The organism is Roseateles sp., from assembly GCF_052436255.1.
GTDB lineage: Bacteria > Pseudomonadota > Gammaproteobacteria > Burkholderiales > Burkholderiaceae_C > Pelomonas.
Window position 1 is genome coordinate 15,389 of the sequence record NZ_JBQVNP010000020.1, and the last position, 25,079, is coordinate 40,467.

Consider the following 25,079-nt stretch of genomic DNA (forward strand, 5'->3'; position numbering starts at 1 on the left):
TGCAGTGCAGCAAATTCTGGCAGACGCCTGGTCCCACTGTCGGACGGGTTTACCTTGAGCCTAGGGGGCCAAGGGCGATTGCGGCCGGCCGCTGCGCTCGCGGGCAATGCCCTGCAGCGGCAGCCGCACGCGCGCATCGAGGCCGGCGACGCGGCTGCCGTCGATGCGATTGCTCAGATCGATCTGCCCCCCCAGCGAATGCACCAGCGCCTGGCAGATGGCCAGCCCCAGCCCGGAGCCGCCGCCCGCCTCCCCGGTGGAAAACGGCAGGAAGAGCCGGTCGCGCTGCTGCGGCGTCAGCCCCGGTCCGCCATCGGCGATGACCAGCCGCGCCCAGCCGGCTTCCGCGGTGAGCGCAATGTCCAGGCGCCCTCCCGCCGGCGTGTGCTGGATGGCGTTGTGCAGCAGGTTGCGGGTCAGCTCGCGCAGCGCCCATTCATGACTGGCGATGGCCGCCGGCTCGGTGCGGATGTCGAAGTCCAGGCCCTGCTTGGCGATCAGCGGCGCCAGGTCCAGCGCCACCGCCCGCGTCAAGGCGGCCCAGTCCTGCGTGGGCATGGCCTGGCCGGGCTGGCGCATCTGCTCGGCGCGCGCCAGGGCCAGCATCTGGTTGGCAAGCTGCGTGGCGCGAGCCACCGTGGTGTCGATCTCTGCCAGCGCCTGCATGGGTTCGACGTCGCCCTGGCGTGCCGACTGCACCTGCACCTTCAGCACGGCCAGCGGCGTGCGCAGCTGGTGGGAGGCGTCGCGCACGAAGCGCTTCTGGTGCTCCAGCAGCCGCGCCTGGCGGGCCAGCGCGTCGTTGGTGGCGGCGATCAGCGGCGTCAGCTCCGCCGGCATCTCGGGCGCCTGCAAAGGGCTGAGGTCGTCGGCGTCGCGTGCCTGCAGCGCCGCGCTGAGCTCGCGCACCGGCCGTGTCGCGCGCTGCTCCACGGCCCAGACGACGATGGCGATGACCGCGAGCAGCGCCGCCTGCCGCCACAAGGTGTCCAGCAGCACCTGGCGCGCCAGGCCGCGGCGCAGGTCGAGCGTCTCGGCCACCTGGATGGTGGCCAGGCCCATGCCGGTCTGCCCCGACACGGGCTGCAACAGCACGGCCATGCGCACCGGCTCGCCGCGGAACCGGTCGTCGTAGAAGTCGACGAGGGCCGCATAGGCGCTCTGGTCGGGCAGCTTGCCCTGCCAGTCGGGCAGGTCTTCGTAACCCGAGACCATCTCGCCCTTGAAGCCCCGTACCTTGAAGTAGAGGCGGCTGCGGCTGTCGGTCTCGAAGGCCTCCAGCGCGGCGTAAGGCACGGCCGCCATCAGCCGCGCCTGCTCGCCGTCGCCCTGCACGCCCAGCAGCTCTCCGATGGCCTTGGCCGACGCCAGCAGCGTGCGGTCGTAGGCGGTGTCGACGGCGCGCAGCGTCTCGCGGTAGAGGCTGATGGTGTTGATGGCCACGAGCAGGCCCACGGGCAGCAGGATGCCCCACAGCAGGCGGCTGCGCATCGACAGCCCCGACAGGCGCCTGGCCAGCTCAGTCATCGGGCTGCAACAGATAGCCCAGGCCGCGCAGCGTGACGAGCTTGGCGCCCGTCGACGCGAGCCGCTTGCGCGGGCGGTAGGCCACCACCTCGATGGCGTCGGGCTGGGCGTCGGCGGCATCGGCAAACACCAGGTCGAACAGCTTGTCCTTGGCGACCGCCTGGCCCGGCCGCGCCAGCAGGGCACGCAGCAGCGCGGCCTCGCGCGGCGGCAGGTCCAGTGGCTGGCCGTGGTGGTAGACGGCGCCGCTCTCCAGGTCGGCGCGCAGGCCGCAGAAGCTGGGCGCCTCCGGCGGCTTGAAGCCCTCGCTCGCCTGCCCCTGCCGGCGCACCAGGGCACGGATGCGCGCCTCCAGCTCGTCGAGGTCGAAGGGCTTGGGGAGGTAGTCGTCGGCGCCGGTGTTCAGGCCCAGGATGCGGTCGCCGAGCGTGCCGCGCGCCGTGATGATGATGACCGGCGTCGTCAGGCCTTCGGCGCGTGCCAGGCCGAGCACATCCAGGCCGTCCAGCCCGGGCATGGACAGGTCGAGCAGCACGACGTCCGGCACGCTGGCGCGCCAGCGGCTCAGCGCCTTGGCGCCGTCGTCGCAGATGACGATGCGAAAGCCACGCCGCTCGAAGGAGCGCTGCAGCGTGGTCTGCATCGCGGCGTTGTCTTCGATGACCAACAGCTTCATGGGCCGGCAGGCTAGCACCGGCGCGGGCCACCGCCGTGGCTGAGGTTTACCCCGACGGATTCGACAGCCGATTGACAGCCTGGCTTCCGAGCATCGGCATTCCAACCCATAAGACAGGAGACAACCATGAACTTCACAGTGAAGCCGCTCGCCGCTGTCGCCCTGGCCGGCGCCTCGGCGCTGGCCGCCGCCCAGACCTCCGGCGTGACCCTCTTCGGCGTGCTCGACGTGGGCGTGCAGCGCCTGAAGAACGGCAGCAAGACCCTGAACCTCGAAAGCATCGACGGCATGCAGACCAGCCGCATCGGCTTTCGCGGCCGCGAGGACCTGGGCAACGGCCTGAGCGCCAGCTTCCATCTCGAAGGCGCCATCGGCCCGGACGTCGGCGCGGGGGGCGACTGGCGCCGCCGCGCGACGGTCAGCCTGGCCAGCAAGGCCGCGGGCGAGCTGAGGCTCGGCCGCGACTACACGCCGACGTTCTGGAGCATCAGCCGCTTCAACGCCTTCGGCACCAACGGCGTCGGCGCGGCCAGCAACCTGGTCTATGGCTTCGACGGCGTGTCGGGCACGTCCAAGACGGTGATCCGCTCGGACAACTCGGTGGGCTACTTCCTGCCCGACGGCCTGGGCGGTGTCTACGGCCAGGCCATGGTCGCCGCCGGCGAGGGCACCACCGGCCGCTACGTCGGCGGCCGCATCGGCTATGCCGGCAGCGGCGTCGACGTCGCCCTGGCGGTGTCGGAGACGGTCAACACGAATGCCGGCGACAAGTTCAAGGTCACCAATCTCGGCGGCAGCTACACGCTCGGCGCCTTGAAGCTGCTGGGGCTGGTGCATATCAGCAAGCTGACGACGCGCGAGCAGAAGAACTATGTCGTCGGCGCCCATTACGCCGTCGGCGCCGGCCTGATCCGCGCCAGCTTCGTCAACGCGCAGTCCACCAACAGCGCCAACGGCGAGAACTACACGGGCAAGCTGTTGGCGATCGGCTATGTGCACAACCTGTCCAAGCGCACCTCGCTCTACACGACGCTGTCGCAGGTCAACAATAGCCGCACGGGCCGCTTCCTGATTCCTGGCGGCTCGGCGATTGCGCGGGGTGAGGATTCCAGCGGCGTCGAGGCCGGCATCTATCACTCGTTCTGAGCTGACAAGACCAAGGAGACAACCATGCGTCGCGACACCTTCCTCAAGACCATCGCGGCCCTGGCCGCTACCGGCACCTTCCCGCTGGCGGCGCAGGCCGCCGGCGTGCCGATGAAAATGATGATCCCCGCCAACCCCGGCGGCGGCTGGGACACCACCGGCCGCGCCTTCGGCAAGGCGCTGCAGGACGCGGGCGCCGCGTCGTCGGTGCAGTACGAGAACAAGGGCGGCGCCGCCGGGGCCCTGGGGCTGGCCCAGTTCGTCAACGCCAGCAAGGGCGACCCGCATGCGCTGCTCGTCATGGGCGCCGTCATGCTGGGCGGCATCATCACCGGCAAGCCACCGGTCAGCCTGTCGCAGGCCACACCGATCGCGCGGCTGATCAGCGAATACAACGTCTTCGTCGTGCACGCGGCCTCGCCGCTGAAGACGATGAAGGACGTCGTCGAGCAGCTCAAGAAAGACCCCGGCAGCGTCAAGTGGGGCGGCGGCTCGCGCGGCGCCACCGAACACATCGCCGCAGCCATGATCGCCCGCGACGTGGGCGTGGACGCCGCCAAGATCAACTACGTGCCCTTCCGCGGCGGCGGCGAGGCCACCGCCGCCATCCTGGGCGGCAACGTCACCATCGGCGGCAGCGGCTTCAGCGAGTTCCAGCCCTACCTGCAGAGTGGCAAGATGCGCGCGATTGCCGTTACCGCGCCGTCCCGCATCAAGGGGCTGAACGCGCCGACGCTCAAGGAGCTGGGCATCAATGTCGAGATCGGCAATTGGCGTGGCCTGTATGCGCCGCCCGGCATCAGCGCCGAGCAGCGCAAGGCGCTGACCGAGATTGTCGTGCAGGCGACCAAGAGCAAGAGCTGGGCTGAGTCCATCGAAAAGAACGGGTGGACACCGGCCCTGCTGGCGGGCGCGGAGTTCGACAGCTTCGTCGACCGCGAGTTCGCCACATTGCGCGCCATCATGGTCAAGTCCGGGATGATCTGAAGCCCCTCGCCCAGTCTTGCTTCGGCTGAACGCCGGCAAGCCTGATCGGTCCCCCGAGGGGACGGCAATGCTTGGCGGATCGACCGCCAAGCAAATCGCCAGACGGCCCGGCTTGGGGCGGCCCGGCGCTCGGCCCGAAACCAAATACGGAGGCGGCTCCATGAGCAGCAGCAATCCTTTCTCCTTCGGCCAGACGCTGGTCGGCATCGGCGTGCTGCTCGTCGGCGCCGTGATGGCCTGGGGCGCCACCTTCATTTCGTCCGAGGCGGGGTATGCCGGCGTCGGCCCCAACGCGCTGCCCTGGCTGGTGTCGGTCGTGCTGATGGTCTGCGGCGCCTGGCTGGTGTGGGAGGCGCGCAGCGGCGGCTACCGTGAGATGGACGCGCCCTCGGGCGCGCCCAGCGGCGACTGGCGGGCGGTGGCCTGGGTGGTGGCCGGCGTGGTGGCCAACGCCAGCCTCATCACGACCATCGGCTTCATCCTGTCCTGCGGGCTGTGCTTTGCGCTCGCGGTACGGGGCCTGCGCATGGCGGAGGGCGAGGCCGGCGGTGGGTTGAGGCGCAGCCTCACCGACTTGCTGACCGGGGTTGCGATCTCGGCCCCGGTGTTCTGGATGTTCAGCAAGCTGCTGGCCATCAACCTGCCCGGGCTGATGACGACCGGCTGGCTGTAAACAAGGCACCCCCATGATGGATCTCTGGAACCAACTGATGGGCGGCTTTGCCACCGCCGGCACGCCCGTCAACCTGCTGTGGGCCTTCCTCGGCTGCGTCATCGGCACCGCCATCGGCGTGCTGCCCGGCCTGGGCCCGGCGGTGACGGTGGCCATGCTGCTGCCCATCACGTCGCAGGTCGAGCCGACGGCCTCGATGATCTTCTTCGCCGGCATCTATTACGGCGCGATGTACGGTGGCTCGACCACTTCCATCCTGCTCAACACCCCCGGCGAAACCGGCACCATGGTGACGGCGCTGGAGGGCTTCAAGATGGCCAAGAGCGGCCGCGCAGGTGCGGCGCTGGCGACGGCGGCCATCGGCTCCTTTGTCGCCGGCACCATCGCGACCGTGCTGGTCACGCTGTTCGCGCCCGTGGTCGCAGACTTCGCCGTCACGCTGGGCCCGCCGGAGTACTTCCTGCTGATGCTGCTGGCCTTCACCACCGTCAGCGCGGTGCTGGGCAAGAGCACGCTGCGCGGCATGACCTCGCTCTTCATCGGCCTGGCCCTGGGCCTGGTCGGGCTGGACCAGATCACGGCCCAAGTGCGCTACACGGCCGGCGTGCCGGAGTTCATGGACGGCATCGAGACCGTGCTGGTCGCCGTGGGCCTGTTCGCCGTCGGCGAGACGCTCTACATGGCGCTCTACGAGGGCCGCAGCAAGGCAGAGGTCAACAAGCTCAGCAGCGTGCACATGACGAAGAAGGAATGGAAGCGCTCCATCCCTGCCTGGCTGCGCGGCACGGTCATCGGCTTCCCCTTCGGCACCATTCCGGCGGGCGGCTCCGAGATCCCGACCTTCCTCAGCTACGCGACGGAGCGCAAGCTCAGCGACCACAAGGAAGAGTTCGGCACCACCGGTGCCATCGAGGGCGTGGCCGGCCCGGAGGCCGCGAACAACGCCGCCGTGACGGCCACGCTGGTGCCGCTGCTGACACTCGGCATCCCGACCTCGGTGACGGCGGCCATCCTGCTCAGCGCGCTGCAGAACTACGGCATCCAGGCCGGGCCACAGCTGTTCACGACCTCGTCGACGCTGGTCTGGGCGCTGATCGCCTCGCTCTACATCGGCAACGTGATGCTGCTGGTGCTGAACCTGCCGCTGGTGGGCCTGTGGGTGAAGCTGCTGAAGATCCCCAAGCCGCAGCTCTACGCCGGCATCCTGATCTTCGCGACCGTCGGCGTCTACGGCATGCGCCAAAGCGCCTTCGACCTTTTCCTGATGCTGGGGCTGGGGTTGATGGGCGTCGTCATGCGGCGTTTCGACTTCCCGACCGCGCCCGTCGTCGTCGGCATGATCCTGGGGCCGCTGGCCGAGGCACAGGGGCGCAACGCGCTGTCCATCGGCAGCGGCCACTGGGGCGTGTTCGTCGAGCGGCCGCTGTCGCTGGGCCTGCTGGTAGTGCTGGCTGCCGTGCTGGCGCTGCCGCGCCTGTGGCGCTGGCGCAAGGCGGCTCGCATCTAACCGCCAGTCAGCGGGCAGCGGCGGAAACCACCCCCTCCGGCGCGCCGTGCAGTCCGACGGTATGACGTCGCCCTCGTTCACCGATGGAGGTGGCCAATGGCAGCCCCGCCAGCCAGTCCTTCGCCGTCGCGTGGGGCAGCGGCGTCGTCCAGGCGCCGAGCTGAGCCGGGCCGGCTTTGTCGAATTTTTGTCGGCTCCCCGCCATAACAGGTTTTGGCTCGCCGTGCGGCCTCGGCGCAGCAGATCACCCGCCAATGTTCTTCGCCCGAACCGTGGGCAAGTCTGTTGATAACTGCGCTGACTGGCGGGTAAGCCCTTGTTCTCAAAGGCCAGTCATCTCAGTGCCATAAAACGAGGCAGGCCGCCGACCCGAACCGCGGGGCACCCGCGCTGGCGTCAGCCAGAGGCCCGGATCAGGTTCACCGGCAGCGGCTGGCGTCCATCCAGGATGTCCGTCGTCACTTCACGCAGCACGATGACGGCGTGTTGTCGCTGCCAGGACGCCCACAGGGCCGCCACTTCGCTGTCGACGCCGGGTGCGCCGCTGAACGCATAGGTGCGGCCGGTCTTGGTGGTCACTTCCTCGGTGTCGGCGTGCACGAAGGCAACCGCCGACGACACCTTGGCGCAGTGCTCTTCGGCCAGGTAGCCCACCAGATGCCAGGTCGGCGCGTCGTAGTTCGGCACCTGGACCTCCCAGGCCCGCCATCGCACCAGGATGATCCTGGGCTCCTGGGAGAACGGCGTGGAAATCCAGAAGCTCATGCCTGCCCCGCCGGATCGCGCCAGGGCTCAGCCAACCTTGGGCTGGGCATGGCTCGGCGCACGGGGGCAGAACCATGACGCACGTGTGCGTCCCACGGCGCGACGCCACAGCGGACGCGGCACGGCGCGCTGGCCGACCACGCCGGAGTCCGACTCACCGAACCAGTTCGGCACTGCAAATCTGAAGGGAAATCTCATACCAGCGGCTCGACTCGCACGACCGTGTGCGCCAACGCAACGATGCAATGACGCTGCAGCCGAAAATGTAGGACGTTGTCCCGCTTACATGCCCGTCGCCGTGAATCTGGACGAGGTAAAGAATTCCGTCCCGCCATGCTGTTACGGCCAGCCGCCGCCTGCGGTGGCCCGCTGATTGCCCGCACACTGGCGCACCGCTCATGGCAGAGGCTCCCATGCAAAGTTTCGGCTTCGACAACACCTACGCCCGCGAACTGCCGGGTACCTACGCACCGGTCAAGCCCGCCACGGCGCCCGCGCCGCGCCTGCTGTTCGCCAACCTGCCGTTGGCCCAGGAGCTGGGCCTGCCGGCGGCTGTGCTGCAGGGCGCTGACGCCGCGGCGCTGTTTGTCGGCAACCTGCTGCCGCCCGACGCCGAGCCCATCGCCCAGGCCTATGCCGGACATCAGTTCGGCGGCTTCTCGCCGCAGCTCGGCGACGGTCGCGCGCTACTGCTAGGTGAGCTGGTCGACCGTGCCGGCCGGCGCCGCGACATCGCCTACAAGGGCTCAGGCCGGACCCCCTTCTCGCGCGGTGGCGACGGCAAGGCCGCCGTCGGCCCGATGCTGCGCGAGGTGCTGATGGGCGAGGCCATGCACGCCCTGGGCATTCCCACGACGCGGGCGCTGGCTGTGGCGGCCACTGGTGAGCTGGTGCGCCGCGACACAGTGCTGCCGGGCGCCGTGCTGACCCGCGTGGCTGCCAGCCACCTGCGGGTGGGCAGCTTCCAGTTTTTCGCGGCGCGCGGCGAGCTGGAGATGCTCAGCCGCCTGGCTGACTACACCATCGCGCGCCACGACCCCGGTCTCATCGGAGCGCGCGACCGCCACCTGGGGTTGCTGCGCGCGGTGGCCGAGCGCCAGGCGCTGCTGGTGGCGCAATGGCTGAACGTGGGCTTCATCCACGGCGTGATGAACACCGACAACATGGCGCTGTCGGGCGAAACCATCGACTACGGCCCCTGTGCCTTCATGGAGGCCTACGACCCGGCGGCCGTCTTCAGCAGCATCGACCACAACGGCCGCTACGCCTATGCCAACCAGCCCGCCATCGCCCGCTGGAACCTCGCGCGCTTCGCCGAAACCCTGCTGCCGCTGATGGCAGACGCCGACGACGAGCCGGCCATCGAGCGTGCGGTGGCGGACGCAATGGCCGTCATCGACGCCTTCCCGGCGGCGCTGGACGGCGCGCTGCTCGCAGGCCAGCAACACAAGCTCGGCCTCACCGACGCCGGAACGGCCGACGACGCGGCCGACGCCGCCCTGGCAGCCGACTGGCTCACGCTGCTGCACACCCAGGCGGTGGACTTCACCTTGGCCTGGCGCCACCTGGCGTCGGCAGCCGAAGGCCGGCCCGAGCCACTGCGGGACCGCTTCGCCGACCGGGCCGCGCTGGACGCGTGGCTGGCGCGCTGGCAGGCGCGCTGCGCCCGCTATGGTCTGCCGGGCGCCGAGCGCGCGCAGCGCATGCGCCGCGCCAGCCCGGCCGTCATCCCGCGCAACCACCTCGTCGAAGAAGCCCTGACTGCCGCCACCGCAGGCGACCTGGCGCCTTTCGACGTGCTGCTGGCCGCGCTGCGCCAGCCCTGGGACGAGGCCGCGCTGTCGACCCGCTTTGCCGAGCCCGCCGCCACGGACGTGACCGCGGGCTACCGCACCTTCTGCGGCACTTGAGCTGCCGGATACGGTGGGAGAGTCGTCAGACGGCGGCTTCGTCCGTCTCGCCGGTACGGATGCGCACGACCTGCTCGACCGGCAGTACGAAGATCTTGCCGTCGCCGATCTTGCCGGTCTTGGCAGCCTTCAGGATGGCGTCGATGCAGCGGTCAACCTCATCGTCCTTCACGACGACCTCGACCTTGACCTTGGGCAGGAAGTCGACGACATACTCGGCGCCACGGTAAAGCTCGGTGTGGCCCTTCTGGCGGCCAAAACCCTTGACTTCGGTGACCGTCAGTCCCGAAGCGCCCACCTCGGCCAGCGCCTCGCGCACCTCGTCGAGCTTGAAGGGTTTGATGATGGCGGTGATCTGCTTCATGGGGGCTCCGGTTGACTGGCTTCGAGTTTACGCACGGAACTTGGAGGTGATGGGGTAACGCCAATCCCTGCCAAAGCCGCGGTGGGTGATGCGGATGCCCACCGGGGCCTGGCGCCGCTTGTATTCATTGACCTTGATCAGGTGCGTGACGCGCTCGACGTCCTCGGGCTTGAAGCCAGCCGCGACGATCTCCGCGATGGACTGGTCCTGCTCCATATAGCGCGCCAGGATGGCATCGAGCACGGCGTAGGGCGGCAGGCTGTCCTCGTCCTTCTGGTCGGGGCGCAGTTCGGCCGAGGGCGGGCGCGTGATGATGCGCTCAGGAATGATTTCCCGGCCCTGCGCGTTGCGCCAGCGGGCGAGGCGAAAGACCAGGGTCTTGGCGACATCCTTGATGACCGCGAAGCCGCCCGCCATGTCGCCATAGAGCGTGCAATAGCCGGTGGCCATCTCGCTCTTGTTGCCGGTCGTCAGCACGATGCTGCCGAACTTGTTGGACAGCGCCATCAGCAGCGTGCCGCGGATGCGCGCCTGGATGTTCTCCTCGGTCGCGTCGAGCGGCAGCCCCTTGAAGTCCTCGGCCAGGGTCGCGTTGAAGGCATCGAACTCCGGCACGATGGACAGCTCGTCGTAGCGCACGCCCAGGCGCTCGGCCATGTCGCGCGCGTCGATCCAGGAAATGTCGGCCGTGTAGGGGGAAGGCATCATGACCGTCCTCACCCTGTCCGCGCCGAGCGCATCCACAGCGATGGCCAGCACCAGCGCCGAATCGATGCCGCCGGACAGGCCGATGATGGCGCCGGGGAAACCGTTCTTGCCGAGGTAGTCCCGCACGCCGACGACCAGGGCCTGCCAGACCTGGGCCTCGAATGACAGCTCGGGGGCGACGGAGCCGCTGAGGCGCCTGCTCGCAACGTCGATCTCGACGACCGTCAGCGCTTCCTCGAACATCGGTGCGCGTGCGGCCAGCGTGCCATCGGCCTGCATCGCGAAAGAGGCACCGTCGAAGACCACCTCGTCCTGGCCGCCCACGAGATGGGCATAGAACAGCGGCAGGCCCGACGAGCGCGCGCGCTCGGCCATGCGCTGCTCGCGCTCCTCGAGCTTGCCGACGTGAAAGGGCGAGGCGTTGATGACGCAAAGCACTTCAGCGCCGGCGGCCTTGGTGGCCAGCGCGGGCTCGTCGAACCAGGCGTCTTCACAGATCAGCAGGCCAAACCTGACCCCGCGAACGTCGAAGACAACAGGCCCCAGCCCGGCGTCGCGGCCGGAGTAGAAATAGCGGCGCTCGTCGAAGACCTGGTAGTTGGGCAGCTCGCGCTTGACATAGGTGTGCCGGACATGGCCGCCGGCCAGCACCGAGGCCGCGTTCAAACAAGGTGGCAGCGCCCAGCTGCGTTCACGCACGATGCCGTCCTCGCGCATCATCGGGTGGCCGACGACCACATGCAGGCCGTCGCAGCCCGCCAGTTCGGTGGCGATGCGCATCAGCTGCACGCCACAGGCGGCCAGGAAGGCTGGGCGCAGCAGCAGGTCCTCGGGCGGGTAGCCGCACAGCGCCAGCTCCGGCGTCAGCAGCAGATCAACCCCAGCCGCGTGCGCCTGGCGTGCTTGCGCAATGATGCGGTCCGCATTGCCCTGCAGGTCGCCGACGACGACATTGATCTGGGCCAGCGCGACTTTGACGGACGGCGATTGCATGGGATTCACTTCAAGCGGAGCGGAAAAAAATTATGTCATCCGGGTCGATGCCGACCCGGCAGCATTGCCTCTGGCCGCGTGGGACGCGCTGCTGGCCCGCCAGGCTCGGCCGACGCCCTTCATGCGCATGGCCTATCTGCGGGCGCTGCACGACTCGGGCAGCGCGGTGCCAAAGACCGGTTGGCAGCCGCAGTTCGTGTCGATCTGGGCGGGCGCGGAGCTGGTCGCGGCCTGCCCGGCCTACCTCAAGTCGCACAGCTATGGCGAATACGTCTTCGACTGGGCCTGGGCCGACGCCTACCGTCGGCATGGGCTGAGCTACTACCCCAAGCTGCTGGTGGCCGTACCGTTCACGCCGGTGCCGGGCAGCAGGCTGTTGGCCGTCGATGACGAAGCGAGGCTGTTGCTGGCGCAGGCGCTGCGCGCGCTGGCCAGCCAAACGCAGGCCTCGTCGCTGCACGCGCTGTTCGGCGACGAGGCCGACCAGCGGGCGCTCGCCGCGACCGGCTGCACGGCGCGCGCGGGCGTGCAGTTCCACTGGACGGCTGAAGGCGACGCCGACTTCAGCGGCTTCCTCGCACGGCTGCAGCGCGACAAGCGCAAGAAGATCCAGCAGGAGCAGCGTCGCGTTCGAGAGGCGGGCGTTGTCTTCGAGGCGCTCCCGGGCCGGGACATCGGCGCGGATGACTGGACCTTCTTCTACCGCTGCTATCAGCAGACCTATCGCGAACATCACAGCACGCCCTACCTCAGCCGGGACTTCTTTGCGCGCATGGCAAGCGACATGCCCCAGCACTGGCTGATGTTCACGGCGCGTCGCGCGGGTGAGCGCATCGCCACATCGTTGATCGCGCTCGACCCCGAACGCCGCGCCGCCTTCGGCCGCTACTGGGGCGCCACCGAGCACATCCCCAACCTGCACTTCGACGCCTGCTACTACCAGCCGCTGGCCTGGTGCATTGCCAACGGCTACCGGCGTTTCGAGGGCGGCGCCCAGGGCGAGCACAAGATGGCGCGTGGCCTGATGCCCACGCCGACCGCGTCCAGCCACTGGCTGGCGCATCCATCCTTTGCCGACGCGGTGAACGACTTCCTGGCCCGCGAGGGCGAGGCTATCGCCGGCTATGTCGATGCGCTCGGAGAACACGCGCCCTTCAAGCAAAACAGCCGCAGCGGTGAGACTGCGGCTGCTGGCGGTTCAGGCGACTGAGGGGTCAGGCCTTGACGAAGTTCGCCATGCCCTCGGTGATTTCGGACTTGGCCTTGTCCGGACCTTCCCAGCCCTTGACCTTGACCCACTTGCCCTTTTCCAGGTCCTTGTAGTGCTCGAAGAAGTGCTGGATGGCCGCCAGGCGCGCCGGGTTCACGTCCTCGATCTTCTGCCAGTGGTCGTACATCGGCAGGATCTTGCTGGTCGGCACGGCCAGCAGCTTGGCGTCGCCACCCGCCTCGTCGTCCATCATCAGCACGCCCAGCGGCCGGCAAGTCACGACGACACCCGGCGTCAGCGCGAAGGGGGTGATGACCAGCACGTCCACCGGGTCGCCGTCATCCGCCAGCGTCCTGGGGATGTACCCGTAATTGCACGGGTAGTACATAGGCGTCGTCAGGAAGCGGTCCACGAAGATGGCACCGCTCTCCTTGTCAACTTCGTACTTGATCGGGTCGGCATTCATCGGAATTTCGATGATGACGTTGAACTCGTCGGGCACCTTGGCGCCGGGGGTCACGTTGTGCAGGCTCATGGTCGATTTTTGTGTGATGGAAAACCCGCATTCTAGGTTTCCCGAACACCACTGGTAAACGCGCAACCGGCGTGTCGAGGCGGCCCGTAAGCTCCGCCGCGCAAAGCCCGCCAGCAGTCCGCACGGGCCTCAGCTGACACGCTAAACAGGAGACTCATACATGTCGACGGAAATGGCGCTGTATTTCGCGCTGGCCTGCGGCCTCGCGGCCGTTCTCTATGGCTTCATCCAACGAAGCTGGATCCTGAGCCAAGACGCGGGCAATGCCCGCATGCAGGAGATCGCCGCGGCGATCCAGCAAGGTGCCGCCGCCTACCTCGGCAGGCAGTACCGCACCATCGGCATGGTCGGCGTCGTGCTTGCCATCGCGATTGCCGTGGTGCCGGGGCTCGGCATGACGACGGCCATCGGCTTTGTCATCGGCGCGCTGCTGTCGGGTATCTGCGGCTTCATCGGCATGAACATCTCGGTGCGCGCCAACGTGCGTACCGCGCAGGCCGCTTCCAAGGGCATCGGCCCGGCGCTGGACGTGGCCTTCAAGGGCGGCGCCATCACCGGCATGCTGGTGGTGGGCCTGGGCCTGCTGGGCGTCGGCGGCTTCTATCTCGCCATCGGCGGCGGGCATGACAGCACCGCGCTCAAGCCCATGCTCGGCCTGGCCTTCGGCTCGTCACTGATCTCCATCTTCGCGCGCCTGGGCGGCGGCATCTTCACCAAGGGCGCCGACGTCGGCGCCGACCTGGTGGGCAAGGTCGAGGCCGGCATCCCCGAGGACGATCCGCGCAATCCGGCCGTTATCGCGGACAACGTCGGCGACAACGTCGGCGACTGCGCCGGCATGGCGGCCGACCTGTTCGAGACCTATGCGGTCACGCTGATCGCCGCAATGGCACTCGGCGCGCTGATGATCACCGGCAGCAACGCACTGGCCGGCGTCGTCTACCCGCTGGCGCTGGGCGGCGTGTCCATCATCGCGTCCATCATCGGCTGCTACTTCGTCAAGGCCAGCCCCGGCATGAAGAACGTGATGCCGGCGCTGTACAAGGGGCTGATCGTGGCCGGCGTGCTGAGCCTGATTGCCTTCTTCTTCGTCACCAAGGCGATGTTCCCCGGCACCATCGAGCTGACCGGCGGCGGAACGACCAACGCGATGGCCCTGTTCGGCGCCTGCGCGATCGGCCTGGTGCTGACGGCCGCCATGGTCTGGATCACCGAGTACTACACCGGCACCCAGTACCACCCCGTGCAGCACGTGGCGCAGGCGTCCACCACCGGCCATGGCACCAACGTGATCGCCGGCCTGGGCGTGTCGATGAAGTCCACCGCCTGGCCGGTGCTGTTCGTCTGCGCGGCCATCTGGTCGGCCTTCGAGATGGCGGGGCTGTACGGCATCGCCGTCGCGGCGACTTCCATGCTGAGCATGGCCGGCATCGTCGTGGCGCTGGACGCCTACGGTCCCATCACCGACAACGCCGGCGGCATCGCCGAGATGGCCGAGCTGCCTGAGAGCGTGCGCGACGTCACCGACCCGCTGGATGCGGTGGGCAACACGACCAAGGCCGTGACCAAAGGCTATGCCATCGGCTCGGCCGGTCTGGCGGCGCTGGTCCTGTTTGCCGACTACACGCATGCGCTGGAAGCGCGCGGCATGCACGAGGTGTTCTCGCTGTCCGACCACAAGGTCATCCTGGGCCTGTTCCTCGGCGGCCTGATTCCCTTCTTGTTCGCCGCCATGGCGATGGAAGCCGTGGGCCGCGCCGCAGGCGCGGTGGTCGTGGAAGTGCGCAAGCAGTTCGCCGACGGCGCCATCATGGCCGGGCTGCGCAAGCCCGACTACAGCGCGGCCGTCGACATGCTGACCACGGCGGCCATCAAGGAAATGATCGTGCCGTCGCTGCTGCCGGTGGTGGCCCCCATCCTCGTGGGGCTGATCCTCGGCCCGGCAGCGCTCGGCGGCCTCTTGATGGGCACCATCGTCACCGGCCTGTTCGTCGGCATCTCCATGTGCACGGGCGGCGGCGCATGGGACAACGCCAAGAAGCTGATCGAAGAAGGCTTCACCGACAGCAACGGCGTGCTGCACAAGAAGGGATCGGAGGCGCACAAGGCCGCCGTCACCGGCGACACCGTGGGCGACCCCTACAAGGACACCGCCGGCCCGGCCGTCAACCCGCTGATCAAGATCATCAACATCGTCGCCCTGCTCATCGTGCCGCTGCTGCCGATACCGGCCGGCAGCCAGGCGCCCGAGCCCACCCAGGCCGCCGCGGTAGCCCCGGCTGCGAGCGTCGCGGAGACGCCAGCCTCGGCGGCTTCCCAGTAACCTGGGGAAGTCCCCGGTACGACGGCCCGAGAAATCAGACTTCTCGGGCCGTTTGCACATCTGGCGCACGGCAGAATCGCAGCTCATGGCGAGCATGGCGATCACGAGGCACGAACTCACGCGGCGACGCGAGCAATTGCAGGATCTGCAGCGCTATCTCGCCGTGCTGGAAGCCGACCACGACGGCGCGCGCGCCAAGCTGCTGGGATTTCGCCAGCGCTACCTCGAAGCGCTAGGTCCGCTGATGCGCGAGCTCGACGAGCTCGAAGCCCAGCTCCACCAGGCCACGGCCCTGCTGTCCGATGCGCTCAAGCGCCAGGGCGTTGATGCGCCATTGCCTGCAACGCCCGCTGCCAAGCCCTGGCCCGACATCGCCGCTCTGCCCAGCGCTACACCGCTGCCGCCCGAGCCCGTCGGCCCGACGATGGACCTGCCGCCGCCCAGCCTGAAGACCTTGTACCGGCGCGCTGCCATGCGCTTCCACCCCGACCTGGCCCCGCACGGCCCGGAGCGCGAGGTCTGCGAGCAGCGCATGATGATCGTCAACGACGCCTATGCCAGCGCCGACCGCCACAAGCTCGAGAGCATGCTGCTGGCCGCCGGTGAAGCGCCCGAGAAGGTCATCGGCGGCCCCGCCGACGCCGTGCGCGCCTGGCTGGGCCTGTGCGAGCACCTGGTGCAGGGCCGCATCCGCGTTGTGCAGGCGCAGACCGCCCTGCTGCATTCCCTGCAGATGCATCAGTTGCGCATCGCCATCGAGCGCGCCGAGGCCGGTGGCATGCGGCCGCTGGACATCATGGCCGCGCGGCTGCGCGCCCAGATCTCGGAACGCCGCCAGGAGCTCTACATCGGCGAACGCGTCGGTGGCGATGTCAGCCTGGCCGCCGACTTTCTGCGCAAGCGTTATCAGCGCGTGACGGGCCGCTGACGGCCTGAGCCTGCCGCTCGGCGCAGGCCGCCATCCAGCAGCCGAGCAACGCCGGCCAGCCAGCTGCTCAACCCCGCCACGCCCAGCATCGGACAGGCGCGGGAGGTGGTGTCAGCGGCTCGCATGGCCCTTGCAGATCAGCAGCCTTGTACCGAAGCCCCGCCCAACGCTTACAAAGTATTCCTAGTAGATTCCAAGTGGATGGTTGATGATGCGGCATGCCTGCCACCCCACTGCTGTCGCCCAAAGCCGCCAAGCCGGTCGATGAGAAGCTGACCCTCAATATCGGCTGCGTCGACCTGGGCCAGATCGACCTCCTCGTGCAGGAAGGCTTCTATGCCAACCGCAGCGACCTGATCCGCACGGCCATCCGCAACCAGATTGCCACGCATGCCGACGTCGTCAGGCAGGTGGTCACGCGCAAGAGCATCGTGCTGGGCATCCAGCAGTTCAGCGTGGCGGACCTCGAACAGGTCCGCGCGGCGGGGCAGAAGCTGCAGATCCGCGTGCTCGGCCTGGCCGTCATCGCGGCCGACGTGACGCCCGAATTGGCGCTGGAGAGCATCGAGTCCCTGACGGTGCTCGGCGCCCTCCATGCCAGTCCCGCCGTGAAGACGGCCCTCGTTGGACGGCTGTTGTAGCCCCCCACGACCATGAAAGCCTCCATGTATCCACAGTTCGGTCAGCTGATGAAAGACGCCACGGCGCACACGCGCGCCGGTGATCTCGACGCCGCCATGGCGGCGCTTCGTCAGGCGCTCCAGCACACCGCCGACGCCGCCGCACCGGCCGCGCAGAACGCCGACCTGGTCATCGACATTGACGCACGCGTCGTCGACAGCGACGCGCCGCCCCAGCCCACCGCAGGGCAGGCACAGCACGCCCCCGCGCAGTTCGTCTCCGGCCACTTCGTGCATCGGGCCGGCGCACGCGACTACCGCCTCTTCACGCCGTCGGCGCGAGCCGAGCCGCCACGCGCCCTGGTCCTCATGCTGCACGGCTGCACGCAGGACCCCGACGACTTCGCCAGGGGCACGCGCATGAACGCACTGGCGGAGGTGCACAACGTCGTGGTGCTCTACCCGGCCCAGTCGCGGCAGATGAACGCCCAGGGCTGCTGGAACTGGTTCAAGCACAACCACCAACGCCGCGACAAGGGCGAGCCGGCCATCCTGGCAGACATGGCCCGGCAGATCGCCCACCGTCAGGGTGTCGACCCGGCACAGGTCTACGTCGCCGGCCTGTCGGCGGGCGGTGCGATGGCGGCCATCCTGGCAACCACCTATCCAGATGTCTTTGCCGCAGCCGGCGTGCACTCGGGGCTGCCCGCCGGCGCGGCGCGCGACCTGCCGGGTGCGTTGGCGGCGATGCAGGGCAATGGCCAGCGCGCCACAGTGGCGGCCTCGCCGAGCACGCGCGTCATCGTCTTCCATGGCGATGCCGACGCCACCGTCCACCCCAGCAATGCCGACCACGTGGCCGACACCCACCGCGCCGGCACCGCGTCCCGGCAGGAGACGCTGGACAGCGGCGGGCGCCGCTGCACGCGGCGTGTCCACAAGGACGGCAACGGCCGGGTCGTGACCGAGCAATGGGTCATCCACGGCGCCGGCCATGCCTGGTCGGGCGCCAATGCTGCGGGCTCATACGCAGACGCCAAAGGACCGGACGCGAGCGCGGAGATGCTGCGCTTCTTCTTCAGCTGAGGATCGAAGGCGATAAACGGCCCGCTGGCCCGGCTATGACGAGTCCGGACCGGTCGCGCCCGGCGCGCGCTCCGGCGAAGGGGTCTGCGTCGTGATGTTCTGGTCGATCGCATAGCGCACCAGCTCCGCCAGGTTTGCACAGCCGAGCTTGCTCAGCACGTGCGTCTTGTGCGTGCTGACGGTCTTGACGCTCAGGTGCAGCTGCTGGGCGATGGCTGACACCGACTCACCATTCACCAGCGCATGCATCACCTGGAACTCGCGATCGGACAAGCTCCGGTAGGCCGGCTTGTCCGTGTGGGGCTGCACCTCCTGCGCCAGCAGCTCGGCCACGCTGTCGCCGATGAAACGCCCACCCGACGCCAGGCGCCGCAGCGCCTGTTGCAACACTTCGGCGCGGCTGCCCTTGGTCAGGTAGGCCGAAGCACCGGCAGCCAACGCCCGGACCGCGTACTGGTCCTCGGCATGCATGGACAACACCAGCACCGGCAGCGCAGGCCGTTCGGTCTTGACCTGCCGGACGAGATCGACGCCGCTGCGGCCGGGCATGGCCAGGTCGAGGATCAGCACGTCGAAGACCTGCATGCGCACGCAGTGCATGGTCTCGGCGGCGCTGCCGGCCTCGCCGACCACCTCAAACTCGCCGCTGCGCGTGAGCAACTGGCGCAGCCCCTCGCGGAACAGCTGATGGTCGTCGGCGATCACCAGGCGCGTCACGCGCGATCCCCCTCGCGTGCGGCCTGCACCACGCCCGTTACGGGCAGGCGTACTCGCACCGATGTGCCCCCGCCCTCGCGAGGTCCGATGGCGGCATGCCCGCCAAGCAGCCTTGCCCGCTCTTCGATTCCCATCAGACCGAGGCCGTGGTGCACCGCACCGGCGTCGAGGCCACGGCCGTCGTCGCTGACGCTCAGCGTCACGCCCTGGCCGTCAATCACGAGACGGATCCCGACCCGGCTGGCCCGAGCATGGCGCATCACGTTGGTCATGCTTTCCTGCGCGATGCGAAACAGCGCCGTGGCCAGCTCGTCGGGCATCGCGCTCGCATCACCCTCCAACTCGAGCTGGCCCTCGATTCGGCAACGTGAACGGGCCTGGGCCAGCAGCCACTGCAGCGCCGCAGCCAGACCCAGGTCGTCCAGCACCAGGGGGCGGAGGTCGCCGGCGATGCGGCGCGTCATCTCCAGCGCCGAGTCCACATGCGCTCGCATTGCGGCTATGCGCTCGCGCACGCCCGTCGGGGCGGTGCCCAGCTCGTCGGCGAGCATCTCGACGTCCATCTGCTGCACCGTCAGCATCTGGCCGAGTTCATCGTGCAGTTCGCGCGCGATGCGGATCTTCTCGCGCTCACGCGCCGCCTCCGACGCCAGCGCCAGCGTTTCGAGCTTGCGGCGGTTCGCGTCGAGTTCATCCTGCAGGCGCTTGCGTGCGCTGATGTCGCGCACCAGCACATGGAAGCCACGCGGCTGTTCATCCTCGTCGGCCAGTGGCGACAGCACCAGGTGCGCCCAGAAGCGGCCGCCCTCCGTGCGACGACACCAGCCCTCGCGATCCTGCGGCGCCTGGGCGGCGCGCGCCTGGCGCAGCATGCGCATCGGCTCGTCCCTGGCGGTGGCATCGAGCGTGAACAGCGTGCCCAGCGGGCGGCCGAGCAAGTCGAGGCGGCGGCCCAGCACGACCTGACTGGTGATGGGCTTGACGTCTTCGATCACACCGTCCATGTCGAGCAGCAGGAAGGCGCAGTCGGGCGCACCTTCGACCATCAGCCGGTAGCGCTCCTCGCTGTCGCGCAAGCGGCGATGCGCCTGCTTGCGTGCGGAGATGTCGCGCACCACGATCTGCAGCGAGTCGTCATCGCCCGGCGCACCGTCGGCAATCACGGTCTCCACCTCGATCGAGCCGCCGCCGACGGGGTGCAGCCAGTGCTCCACGCTGATGGCGCGGCCTGGCGGCGGGCCGTCGAACTCGTCGGTGGCATGGCGCGCGGTATTGCCACCCAGCAGCGTGTCGACGCGGCGGCCCACCAGCTGCGAGGCGTTGCCCACCTGTGCCAACCGGGTGATCGCGGCATTCGCGTACTCGATGACGCCGCCGCGCGCGATCAGGATGCCGTCGGGGCTGCTCTCCACCAGCGAGCGGTAGCGCGCCGTCGACGCGCCGAGTGAACGCGACAGGCCGCGCGTGCGGCGCAGCGCGCCCGCACCAAGCCAGGACAACCCCATCACGCCCGCAGCGGCGGGCAAGGTGATCGACAGCAGCGCGAGGGCACGGCGGCGCCAGGGCGCGACCACCGTGGCAGCGTCGACCGACACCGCCACCAGCAGCGGCCAGGCGCCGACGCGACGCAGGCCGACCAACACCTGCGCATCCTCAGCCGGGCGCCAACGCACCAGTTCACCGGTCTCGTCACCGAGGGCGAACCGGCCCTGGCCGGCGATACCGCTCGTCGGACGCCACTGCGTGCCCGGCGCAGCGCCGGTCAGCACCATGCCATCGTCGCGCAGCAACGCGACCTGCCAGCCCTGCGACAACTGCATGTCGTGATGGAAGGCCTGCAGCTGATCGAGGCCGAGTGCCGCAACGACGACCCCGCGAAACGCCTGGGTCCTGCTGTCGGTCAAGGGCCTGGCCAGCGGCACCACGCGATGATTGCTGGCGCGCGAGGCCAGCGGCAAGCCGACCTGCAATGCCTGGCCCGACCCGCGCACCTCGCGCAGCCAGGCATCGTCCAGGTGCAGATCGGCAGGCGCAGTCGCCCGGTCGGAGGCGCCGCGAAAGCGCCCGCGCTCGTCCAGCGCCACGACACGAACCAGGTAGGGGCCGACGGTGGCGAACGGCCGCATCAGCTCGTGCACCTGCAGCGGCGTCATCAGCGCACCCTGCTGACCGGCCTCCTCCAGCGCACTGTCGATCTCGCGCAACGTGTGGTCCACCGGCTCGATCACGCGCGCCGCATGCTGCGACAGCAGCCGCACCGTGCGCTGGACCTCGGCTTCCGCGTTGCCGATCAGGTCGCGCCACAGCAGCACCGCCGACAACCCGCCCGCCACGACCAGTGCCAGGGCCAGGGTGCCGCCGGCCCACAGGATGGCCCGCGGCTCGATGCGCGCCAGCCAACGGTTCGCAAGCGACGTTTCCAAAAACAGGTTTCCTCGTCGAGACGACCTCGACACCAGCCGCCGTTTGTACCGCCTGCCGCGCAGCATCGCTTTCGCGCAGCCACGAATCGGACGAATCCGAGCCGCGAATCGGAATCGCGCCGTGGGCGCCGCCCCCGCCTGTGGGCAAGATCGGCCAGCCGTGGCGTCATTCGACAACGCTTCGAGCCCTACCTCCGCATGCCCACCAAGTCCGCCCTTGCCGCACTTCCTGCAGCCCTGCCCGTGAGCTCCCGTGCGCCGACACATGGCGAACAGCGCGGCGTACGCATGCGCCTGCCGCTGCAGCGCATCCTCGCCCGTCTGGACATGCAGCTGGAGGGCCCGCCGGCCGGCCTGCCCGACTGCGAGTTGCGTCACTTCGAGCCGGGGGCGCTGATCTGTGCAGAGGCGGCGCCGCTGCAAGCCTGCTTCATCGTCTGCAGCGGCCTGGTGCTGCGCCGCGGGCCCGATGGCGAGGTGCGACCGGCCACCGCAGTGGCCGGTCCGGATGAGGCCCTCGCCCTGCACGACAGGCGGACGACGCGACATACCGAAGCCCTGACCGCCATCACCCGGGCGGAGTTGGCAGTCATTGCCGCGCCTGCGCTGTGGGCCGGCGAGGCCAGACAAGCCCTGCTCAGCCGCCTGGTCGCGGGGCCGCAGAGCCTCGCCTGCATCCGCAGTTGGGCCCGCTTCGGCTGGATCGCCCGGGCGCAAGGCGCCGAGCGCCTGCGGCGGGCGCTGGTGACACTGGCACAGCGCCTGGGCGACGGGTCGCCGTTGCTGGCCGATGTCCGCCTCGAACTCGATGCGCTGGCAGCCTGGCTGAGGATGCCCCTGGCCGACGCCATGACGGCAGCGACGCTGTTGCAGGCGCAGGGGCTGATCAGCGTGCGTGACGATGGGCTGCGCGCCATCCATCCGCGCGCCACCGGGCCGGCGCCGTGGTGATGCGCCGCCGGCTGCAGCGCTGGCTGCCGACCGAAGAGCGGCTGCGCGACTCGCGCTCGCTGCGCTGGCTGCGCCCTTTGCTGCAGCGGCCCTGGCTGTGGCAGCTGACGCGGCGGCGTGTGGCCAACGGTGCGGCCATCGGCGTCTTCTTTGGCCTGCTGATCCCGCTGCTGCAGATCGCCGCGGCGGCGGCGGGGGCGCTGCTGCTGCGCGCCAACCTGCCGGTGGCCGCGGCCGCGACCCTGGTCTCCAACCCGGTGACCTATGTGCCGATCTGGGTCGCCGCCCACCAGACCGGCAGCGCGCTGCTGGGCCATGCGACGAGCACCGAGCAAGCCCGCTCCCAGGCGAGCGCGCTGGCCGATCAGCTCGATGCCGGTGAAGCCGACACGCGCAGCTGGGCGCAGCGGCTGCTCGGCATCGGCAAGCCCCTGATGTTGGGCCTGAGCCTGTTCGCCTGCATCGGCGCCGCACTCACCTGGGCAACCGTACACCTGGCATGGATCGCCGCGACGACGGCGCGTCGACGCGGCCGATCCGTGCGCCGACGCACAAGCACGCCTCCACGGGCAGGGTAGGAGCAACCATGCGAATCGCACGGCAGGCAACGCTCGCAACGGCACCGAGGGCGGCGGCATGACCCTGTCCAAACTCAAAGGGCTGGCCAGCGCAGTGCTGGTCGCCGTCGGACTGGCGGGGCTGCTCGGCCACTTCGCGGCCGCCCAGGCACCTGCCAAGCCGATCATCTATGTGCTGAAGATCGACGGCGTCATCGACTTGGGCCTGGCGCCCTTCGTCAAGCGCGTCGTCGACGAAGCCACAGGCGCCGGCGCTGCGGCGGTGGTGCTCGAGATCGACACCTTCGGCGGCCGCGTCGATGCTGCCGTGCAGATTCGCGACACCCTGCTCGATGCCAAGGTGCGCACCATCGGGTTCGTCAACAAGCGCGCGATTTCCGCCGGCGCGTTGATCGGGCTGGCCACGCAGACCCTCGTGATGGCGCCCGGCAGCACCCTCGGCGCTGCAGCGCCCGTGCAGTCCGGGGCACCGGGCGCAGCCGCCCTGCCCGCCGACGAGAAGACGGTGTCCTACGTGCGCAAGGAGTTCCGCGCCACGGCGGAGGCCCGCCAGCGCCCACTGCTGCTGGCCGAGGCCATGGTCGATGCCGACGTCGCCGTGCCCGGCGTGGTGGACAAGGGCAAGCTGCTGACGCTGACCACCGACGAGGCGCTGTTGCACAAGGTGATCGATCGCCGCGCCGACACGCTGGATGGCGCACTTGCGCAGCTCGGACTGCAGGACGCCGAGCGCCGCAACGCCTCGCCCCACTGGGCCGAGAAGCTGGTGCGCTTCCTGACCCACCCGGTGCTGAGTTCGCTGCTGATCAGCATCGGCCTGGTCGGCATCATGGTCGAGTTGCGTACGCCCGGCTTTGGCATCCCCGGCGGCCTGGGCCTGGTCAGCCTGGGACTGTTCTTCTGGGGCCACTGGCTGGTGCAGTTGGCGGGTTGGGAAGAGCTGTTGCTCGCCGCAGCCGGGCTGGCGCTGCTGGCTGCGGAGGTCTTGCTCATCCCGGGCTTCGGCATCGCCGGTGTGCTGGGCATCGCGGCGCTGCTCGGCGCACTGGTGCTGGGCATGACGGGCGCTGGCGACACGCCGGCCGTCATCGCGGCGACTGTGCAGCGCGTCGTCATCGCCCTGCTGGCTGCCTTGCTCGCCGCAGCCGCGTTGTTGCGCCTCTTGCCACGGCTGCCACTGGCGCGCCGCCTGGTGCTCCAGGCCAATCTCGGCACAGGCCCGTCCCATGGCTCCGCGCCGCTGTCGGATCAGCGCTGGTTGGGCAGGCGCGGGCGCGCTGCGTCGGTGCTGCGGCCGGCCGGCATTGCCGAGATCGACGGCGAACGGGTGGACGTGGTGTCCGCCGGCGAACTCATCGAAAGCGGCGCGGCCATCGAGGTGGTGCGTGTCGATGGCAACCGTGTCGTCGTGCGGCGCGTGCCGCAACCAGGCCCAGAAACACCAACGCAGAAGGACGAACCATGAACGACAACCTGCTCTTCAACCTCGGAGGCAGCCTCGGAATCCTGGTCGCCGTGATCGCCTCGCTGGCGGTGCTGCTCTACCTGATCCCGATCCCGCTGTGGATTGCCGCCTGGGCATCGGGCGCCTATGTCGGCTTGTTCACATTGATCGCGATGCGCCTGCGGCGCGTGCCCCCGGCCACCATCGTGACGGCGCGCATCAGCGCAGCCAAAGCGGGCATCGAGATGTCGATCAACGACCTTGAGGCGCACTTCCTGGCCGGTGGCAACGTGACCCGGGTGGTCAACGCGATGATCTCGGCCGACAAGGCCAACATCCCGCTGCCCTTCCAGCGCGCAGCGGCCATCGACCTGGCGGGGCGCAACGTGCTGGAGGCGGTGCAGATGTCGGTGCTTCCCAAGGTCATCCAGACCCCGCGCATCGCCGCCGTCGCCAAGGACGGCATCCAGCTCATCGCGGTGTCGCGCGTGACCGTGCGCACCAACATCGACCGACTGGTGGGCGGCGCCGGTGAAGAGACCATCATGGCGCGCGTCGGCGAGGGCATGGTCAGCACCATCGGCTCGGCCAAGAGCCACAAGGACGTGCTGGAGAACCCGGACCACATCTCCAAGCACATCCTGGCCAAGGGCCTCGACGCGGGCACGGCCTACGAGATCCTGTCGATCGACATCGCCGACGTGGACGTGGGCGACAACATCGGCGCCAAGCTGCAGATCGACCAGGCCAACGCCGACAAGCAGATCGCCCAGGCCAAGGCCGAGGAGCGGCGTGCCATGGCGGTGGCGCTTGAACAGGAAATGCGCGCGCGGGTCGTGGAGGCCGAGGCCGAGGTGCCGCGTGCGATGGCAGAGGCGTTTCGCGCCGGCAACCTGGGCATCATGGACTACTACCGCATGAAGAACATGCAGGCCGACACGGCCATGCGGGAGGAAATCGCTGGCACGGACAGCGAACCCGCAGGAGGTCAGAAGAAGTAGCAGGGGA

Annotated in this window: 22 protein-coding genes; 14 read left to right on the forward strand and 8 right to left on the reverse strand. The window is 69.1% G+C overall.

The genetic code is table 11. The annotated features are described in order from the left end of the window. Window positions 1-60: 60 nt before the first annotated feature. Both ACT6S0_RS07225 and ACT6S0_RS07230 read right to left on the reverse strand, forming a co-directional pair. Window positions 61-1,527, reverse strand: a complete 1,467-nt coding sequence (locus ACT6S0_RS07225; RefSeq protein ID WP_444763218.1) for a sensor histidine kinase — start codon at window positions 1,525-1,527, stop codon at window positions 61-63. After that, window positions 1,520-2,203, reverse strand: a complete 684-nt coding sequence (locus ACT6S0_RS07230) for a response regulator transcription factor (RefSeq protein ID WP_444763219.1) — start codon at window positions 2,201-2,203, stop codon at window positions 1,520-1,522. Before ACT6S0_RS07230 ends, ACT6S0_RS07225 begins: the two co-directional genes overlap by 8 nt. A gap of 126 nt (window positions 2,204-2,329) precedes the next feature. On the opposite strand from ACT6S0_RS07230, the gene ACT6S0_RS07235 reads away from it, so the two are divergent. From ACT6S0_RS07235 to ACT6S0_RS07250, 4 genes are all read left to right on the forward strand, one after another. Continuing rightward, the gene (locus tag ACT6S0_RS07235; RefSeq protein ID WP_444763220.1) at window positions 2,330-3,349 is read left to right on the forward strand and encodes a porin; all 1,020 of its coding nucleotides are present in this window, start codon (window positions 2,330-2,332) and stop codon (window positions 3,347-3,349) included. A gap of 24 nt (window positions 3,350-3,373) precedes the next feature. Beyond that, window positions 3,374-4,336 (forward strand): Bug family tripartite tricarboxylate transporter substrate binding protein, encoded by a 963-nt coding sequence (locus tag ACT6S0_RS07240; RefSeq protein WP_444763221.1) that lies wholly within the window; start codon window positions 3,374-3,376, stop codon window positions 4,334-4,336. A 160-nt stretch (window positions 4,337-4,496) separates the two neighbouring features. Further along, the gene (locus ACT6S0_RS07245) at window positions 4,497-5,009 is read left to right on the forward strand and encodes a tripartite tricarboxylate transporter TctB family protein (protein ID WP_444763222.1); all 513 of its coding nucleotides are present in this window, start codon (window positions 4,497-4,499) and stop codon (window positions 5,007-5,009) included. Window positions 5,010-5,025: 16 nt separating this feature from the next. Further along, entirely contained in the window at window positions 5,026-6,516 is a 1,491-nt protein-coding gene (locus ACT6S0_RS07250) for a tripartite tricarboxylate transporter permease (protein WP_444763248.1), read from the forward strand. A gap of 396 nt (window positions 6,517-6,912) precedes the next feature. Here the strand turns inward: ACT6S0_RS07250 and ACT6S0_RS07255 are convergent, their stop codons facing one another. Next, complete coding sequence (locus ACT6S0_RS07255) at window positions 6,913-7,281, reverse strand: hypothetical protein (protein WP_444763223.1); 369 nt, start codon at window positions 7,279-7,281, stop codon at window positions 6,913-6,915. 413 nt (window positions 7,282-7,694) lie between these two features. Between ACT6S0_RS07255 and ACT6S0_RS07260 the strand changes: the two genes are divergently transcribed. Then, window positions 7,695-9,191, forward strand: a complete 1,497-nt coding sequence (locus tag ACT6S0_RS07260; protein WP_444763224.1) for a protein adenylyltransferase SelO — start codon at window positions 7,695-7,697, stop codon at window positions 9,189-9,191. A 25-nt stretch (window positions 9,192-9,216) separates the two neighbouring features. Here the strand turns inward: ACT6S0_RS07260 and ACT6S0_RS07265 are convergent, their stop codons facing one another. Together ACT6S0_RS07265 and ACT6S0_RS07270 are read right to left on the reverse strand one after the other, a co-directional pair. Beyond that, the gene (locus tag ACT6S0_RS07265; protein ID WP_056198291.1) at window positions 9,217-9,555 is read right to left on the reverse strand and encodes a P-II family nitrogen regulator; all 339 of its coding nucleotides are present in this window, start codon (window positions 9,553-9,555) and stop codon (window positions 9,217-9,219) included. Between the two features lie 27 nt (window positions 9,556-9,582). Next, the gene (locus ACT6S0_RS07270; protein ID WP_444763225.1) at window positions 9,583-11,256 is read right to left on the reverse strand and encodes an NAD+ synthase; all 1,674 of its coding nucleotides are present in this window, start codon (window positions 11,254-11,256) and stop codon (window positions 9,583-9,585) included. On the opposite strand from ACT6S0_RS07270, the gene ACT6S0_RS07275 reads away from it, so the two are divergent. Next, window positions 11,255-12,466 carry a GNAT family N-acetyltransferase gene (locus ACT6S0_RS07275; RefSeq protein ID WP_444763226.1) on the forward strand — a complete coding sequence of 404 codons (1,212 nt, stop codon included), beginning with the start codon at window positions 11,255-11,257 and terminating at the stop codon, window positions 12,464-12,466. The two genes, ACT6S0_RS07270 and ACT6S0_RS07275, sit on opposite strands and share 2 nt — an antisense overlap. A gap of 4 nt (window positions 12,467-12,470) precedes the next feature. Here ACT6S0_RS07275 and ppa read toward each other — a convergent pair whose 3' ends face one another. Continuing rightward, window positions 12,471-13,001, reverse strand: a complete 531-nt coding sequence (gene ppa / locus ACT6S0_RS07280; RefSeq protein WP_444763227.1) for an inorganic diphosphatase — start codon at window positions 12,999-13,001, stop codon at window positions 12,471-12,473. Between the two features lie 160 nt (window positions 13,002-13,161). On the opposite strand from ppa, the gene ACT6S0_RS07285 reads away from it, so the two are divergent. The 4 genes from ACT6S0_RS07285 (at window position 13,162) to ACT6S0_RS07300 (ending at window position 17,958) form a co-directional block, all read left to right on the forward strand. Beyond that, the gene (locus ACT6S0_RS07285; protein WP_444763228.1) at window positions 13,162-15,324 is read left to right on the forward strand and encodes a sodium-translocating pyrophosphatase; all 2,163 of its coding nucleotides are present in this window, start codon (window positions 13,162-13,164) and stop codon (window positions 15,322-15,324) included. Window positions 15,325-15,409: 85 nt separating this feature from the next. Next, window positions 15,410-16,252: a hypothetical protein gene (locus ACT6S0_RS07290; protein ID WP_444763229.1), complete on the forward strand. Its 843-nt coding sequence runs from the start codon at window positions 15,410-15,412 to the stop codon at window positions 16,250-16,252. 218 nt (window positions 16,253-16,470) lie between these two features. Further along, a complete protein-coding gene (locus ACT6S0_RS07295; RefSeq protein WP_444763230.1) occupies window positions 16,471-16,893 on the forward strand; it encodes a CopG family transcriptional regulator in 423 nt (140 codons plus the stop codon). Between the two features lie 24 nt (window positions 16,894-16,917). Next, window positions 16,918-17,958 (forward strand): extracellular catalytic domain type 1 short-chain-length polyhydroxyalkanoate depolymerase, encoded by a 1,041-nt coding sequence (locus ACT6S0_RS07300; protein WP_444763231.1) that lies wholly within the window; start codon window positions 16,918-16,920, stop codon window positions 17,956-17,958. A gap of 33 nt (window positions 17,959-17,991) precedes the next feature. Here ACT6S0_RS07300 and ACT6S0_RS07305 read toward each other — a convergent pair whose 3' ends face one another. Together ACT6S0_RS07305 and ACT6S0_RS07310 are read right to left on the reverse strand one after the other, a co-directional pair. Continuing rightward, entirely contained in the window at window positions 17,992-18,675 is a 684-nt protein-coding gene (locus ACT6S0_RS07305) for a response regulator (protein ID WP_444763232.1), read from the reverse strand. Beyond that, window positions 18,672-21,098 (reverse strand): sensor histidine kinase, encoded by a 2,427-nt coding sequence (locus tag ACT6S0_RS07310; RefSeq protein WP_444763233.1) that lies wholly within the window; start codon window positions 21,096-21,098, stop codon window positions 18,672-18,674. Before ACT6S0_RS07310 ends, ACT6S0_RS07305 begins: the two co-directional genes overlap by 4 nt. A 198-nt stretch (window positions 21,099-21,296) precedes the next feature. Here ACT6S0_RS07310 and ACT6S0_RS07315 point away from each other — a divergent pair, with 198 nt between their 5' ends. Genes ACT6S0_RS07315 through floA form a run of 4 tightly spaced genes read left to right on the forward strand, consistent with a single transcriptional unit; the run spans window position 21,297 to window position 25,072 of the window. Beyond that, complete coding sequence (locus ACT6S0_RS07315) at window positions 21,297-22,049, forward strand: hypothetical protein (RefSeq protein ID WP_444763234.1); 753 nt, start codon at window positions 21,297-21,299, stop codon at window positions 22,047-22,049. After that, window positions 22,049-22,627 (forward strand): DUF2062 domain-containing protein, encoded by a 579-nt coding sequence (locus ACT6S0_RS07320; protein WP_444763235.1) that lies wholly within the window; start codon window positions 22,049-22,051, stop codon window positions 22,625-22,627. Before ACT6S0_RS07315 ends, ACT6S0_RS07320 begins: the two co-directional genes overlap by 1 nt. A 58-nt stretch (window positions 22,628-22,685) precedes the next feature. After that, on the forward strand, window positions 22,686-24,092 hold the full coding sequence (locus tag ACT6S0_RS07325; protein ID WP_444763236.1) for an NfeD family protein: 1,407 nt from the start codon (window positions 22,686-22,688) through the stop codon (window positions 24,090-24,092). Beyond that, window positions 24,089-25,072 (forward strand): flotillin-like protein FloA, encoded by a 984-nt coding sequence (gene floA / locus ACT6S0_RS07330; protein ID WP_444763237.1) that lies wholly within the window; start codon window positions 24,089-24,091, stop codon window positions 25,070-25,072. The genes ACT6S0_RS07325 and floA overlap by 4 nt, the downstream gene beginning before the upstream one ends. Window positions 25,073-25,079 lie beyond the last annotated feature (7 nt).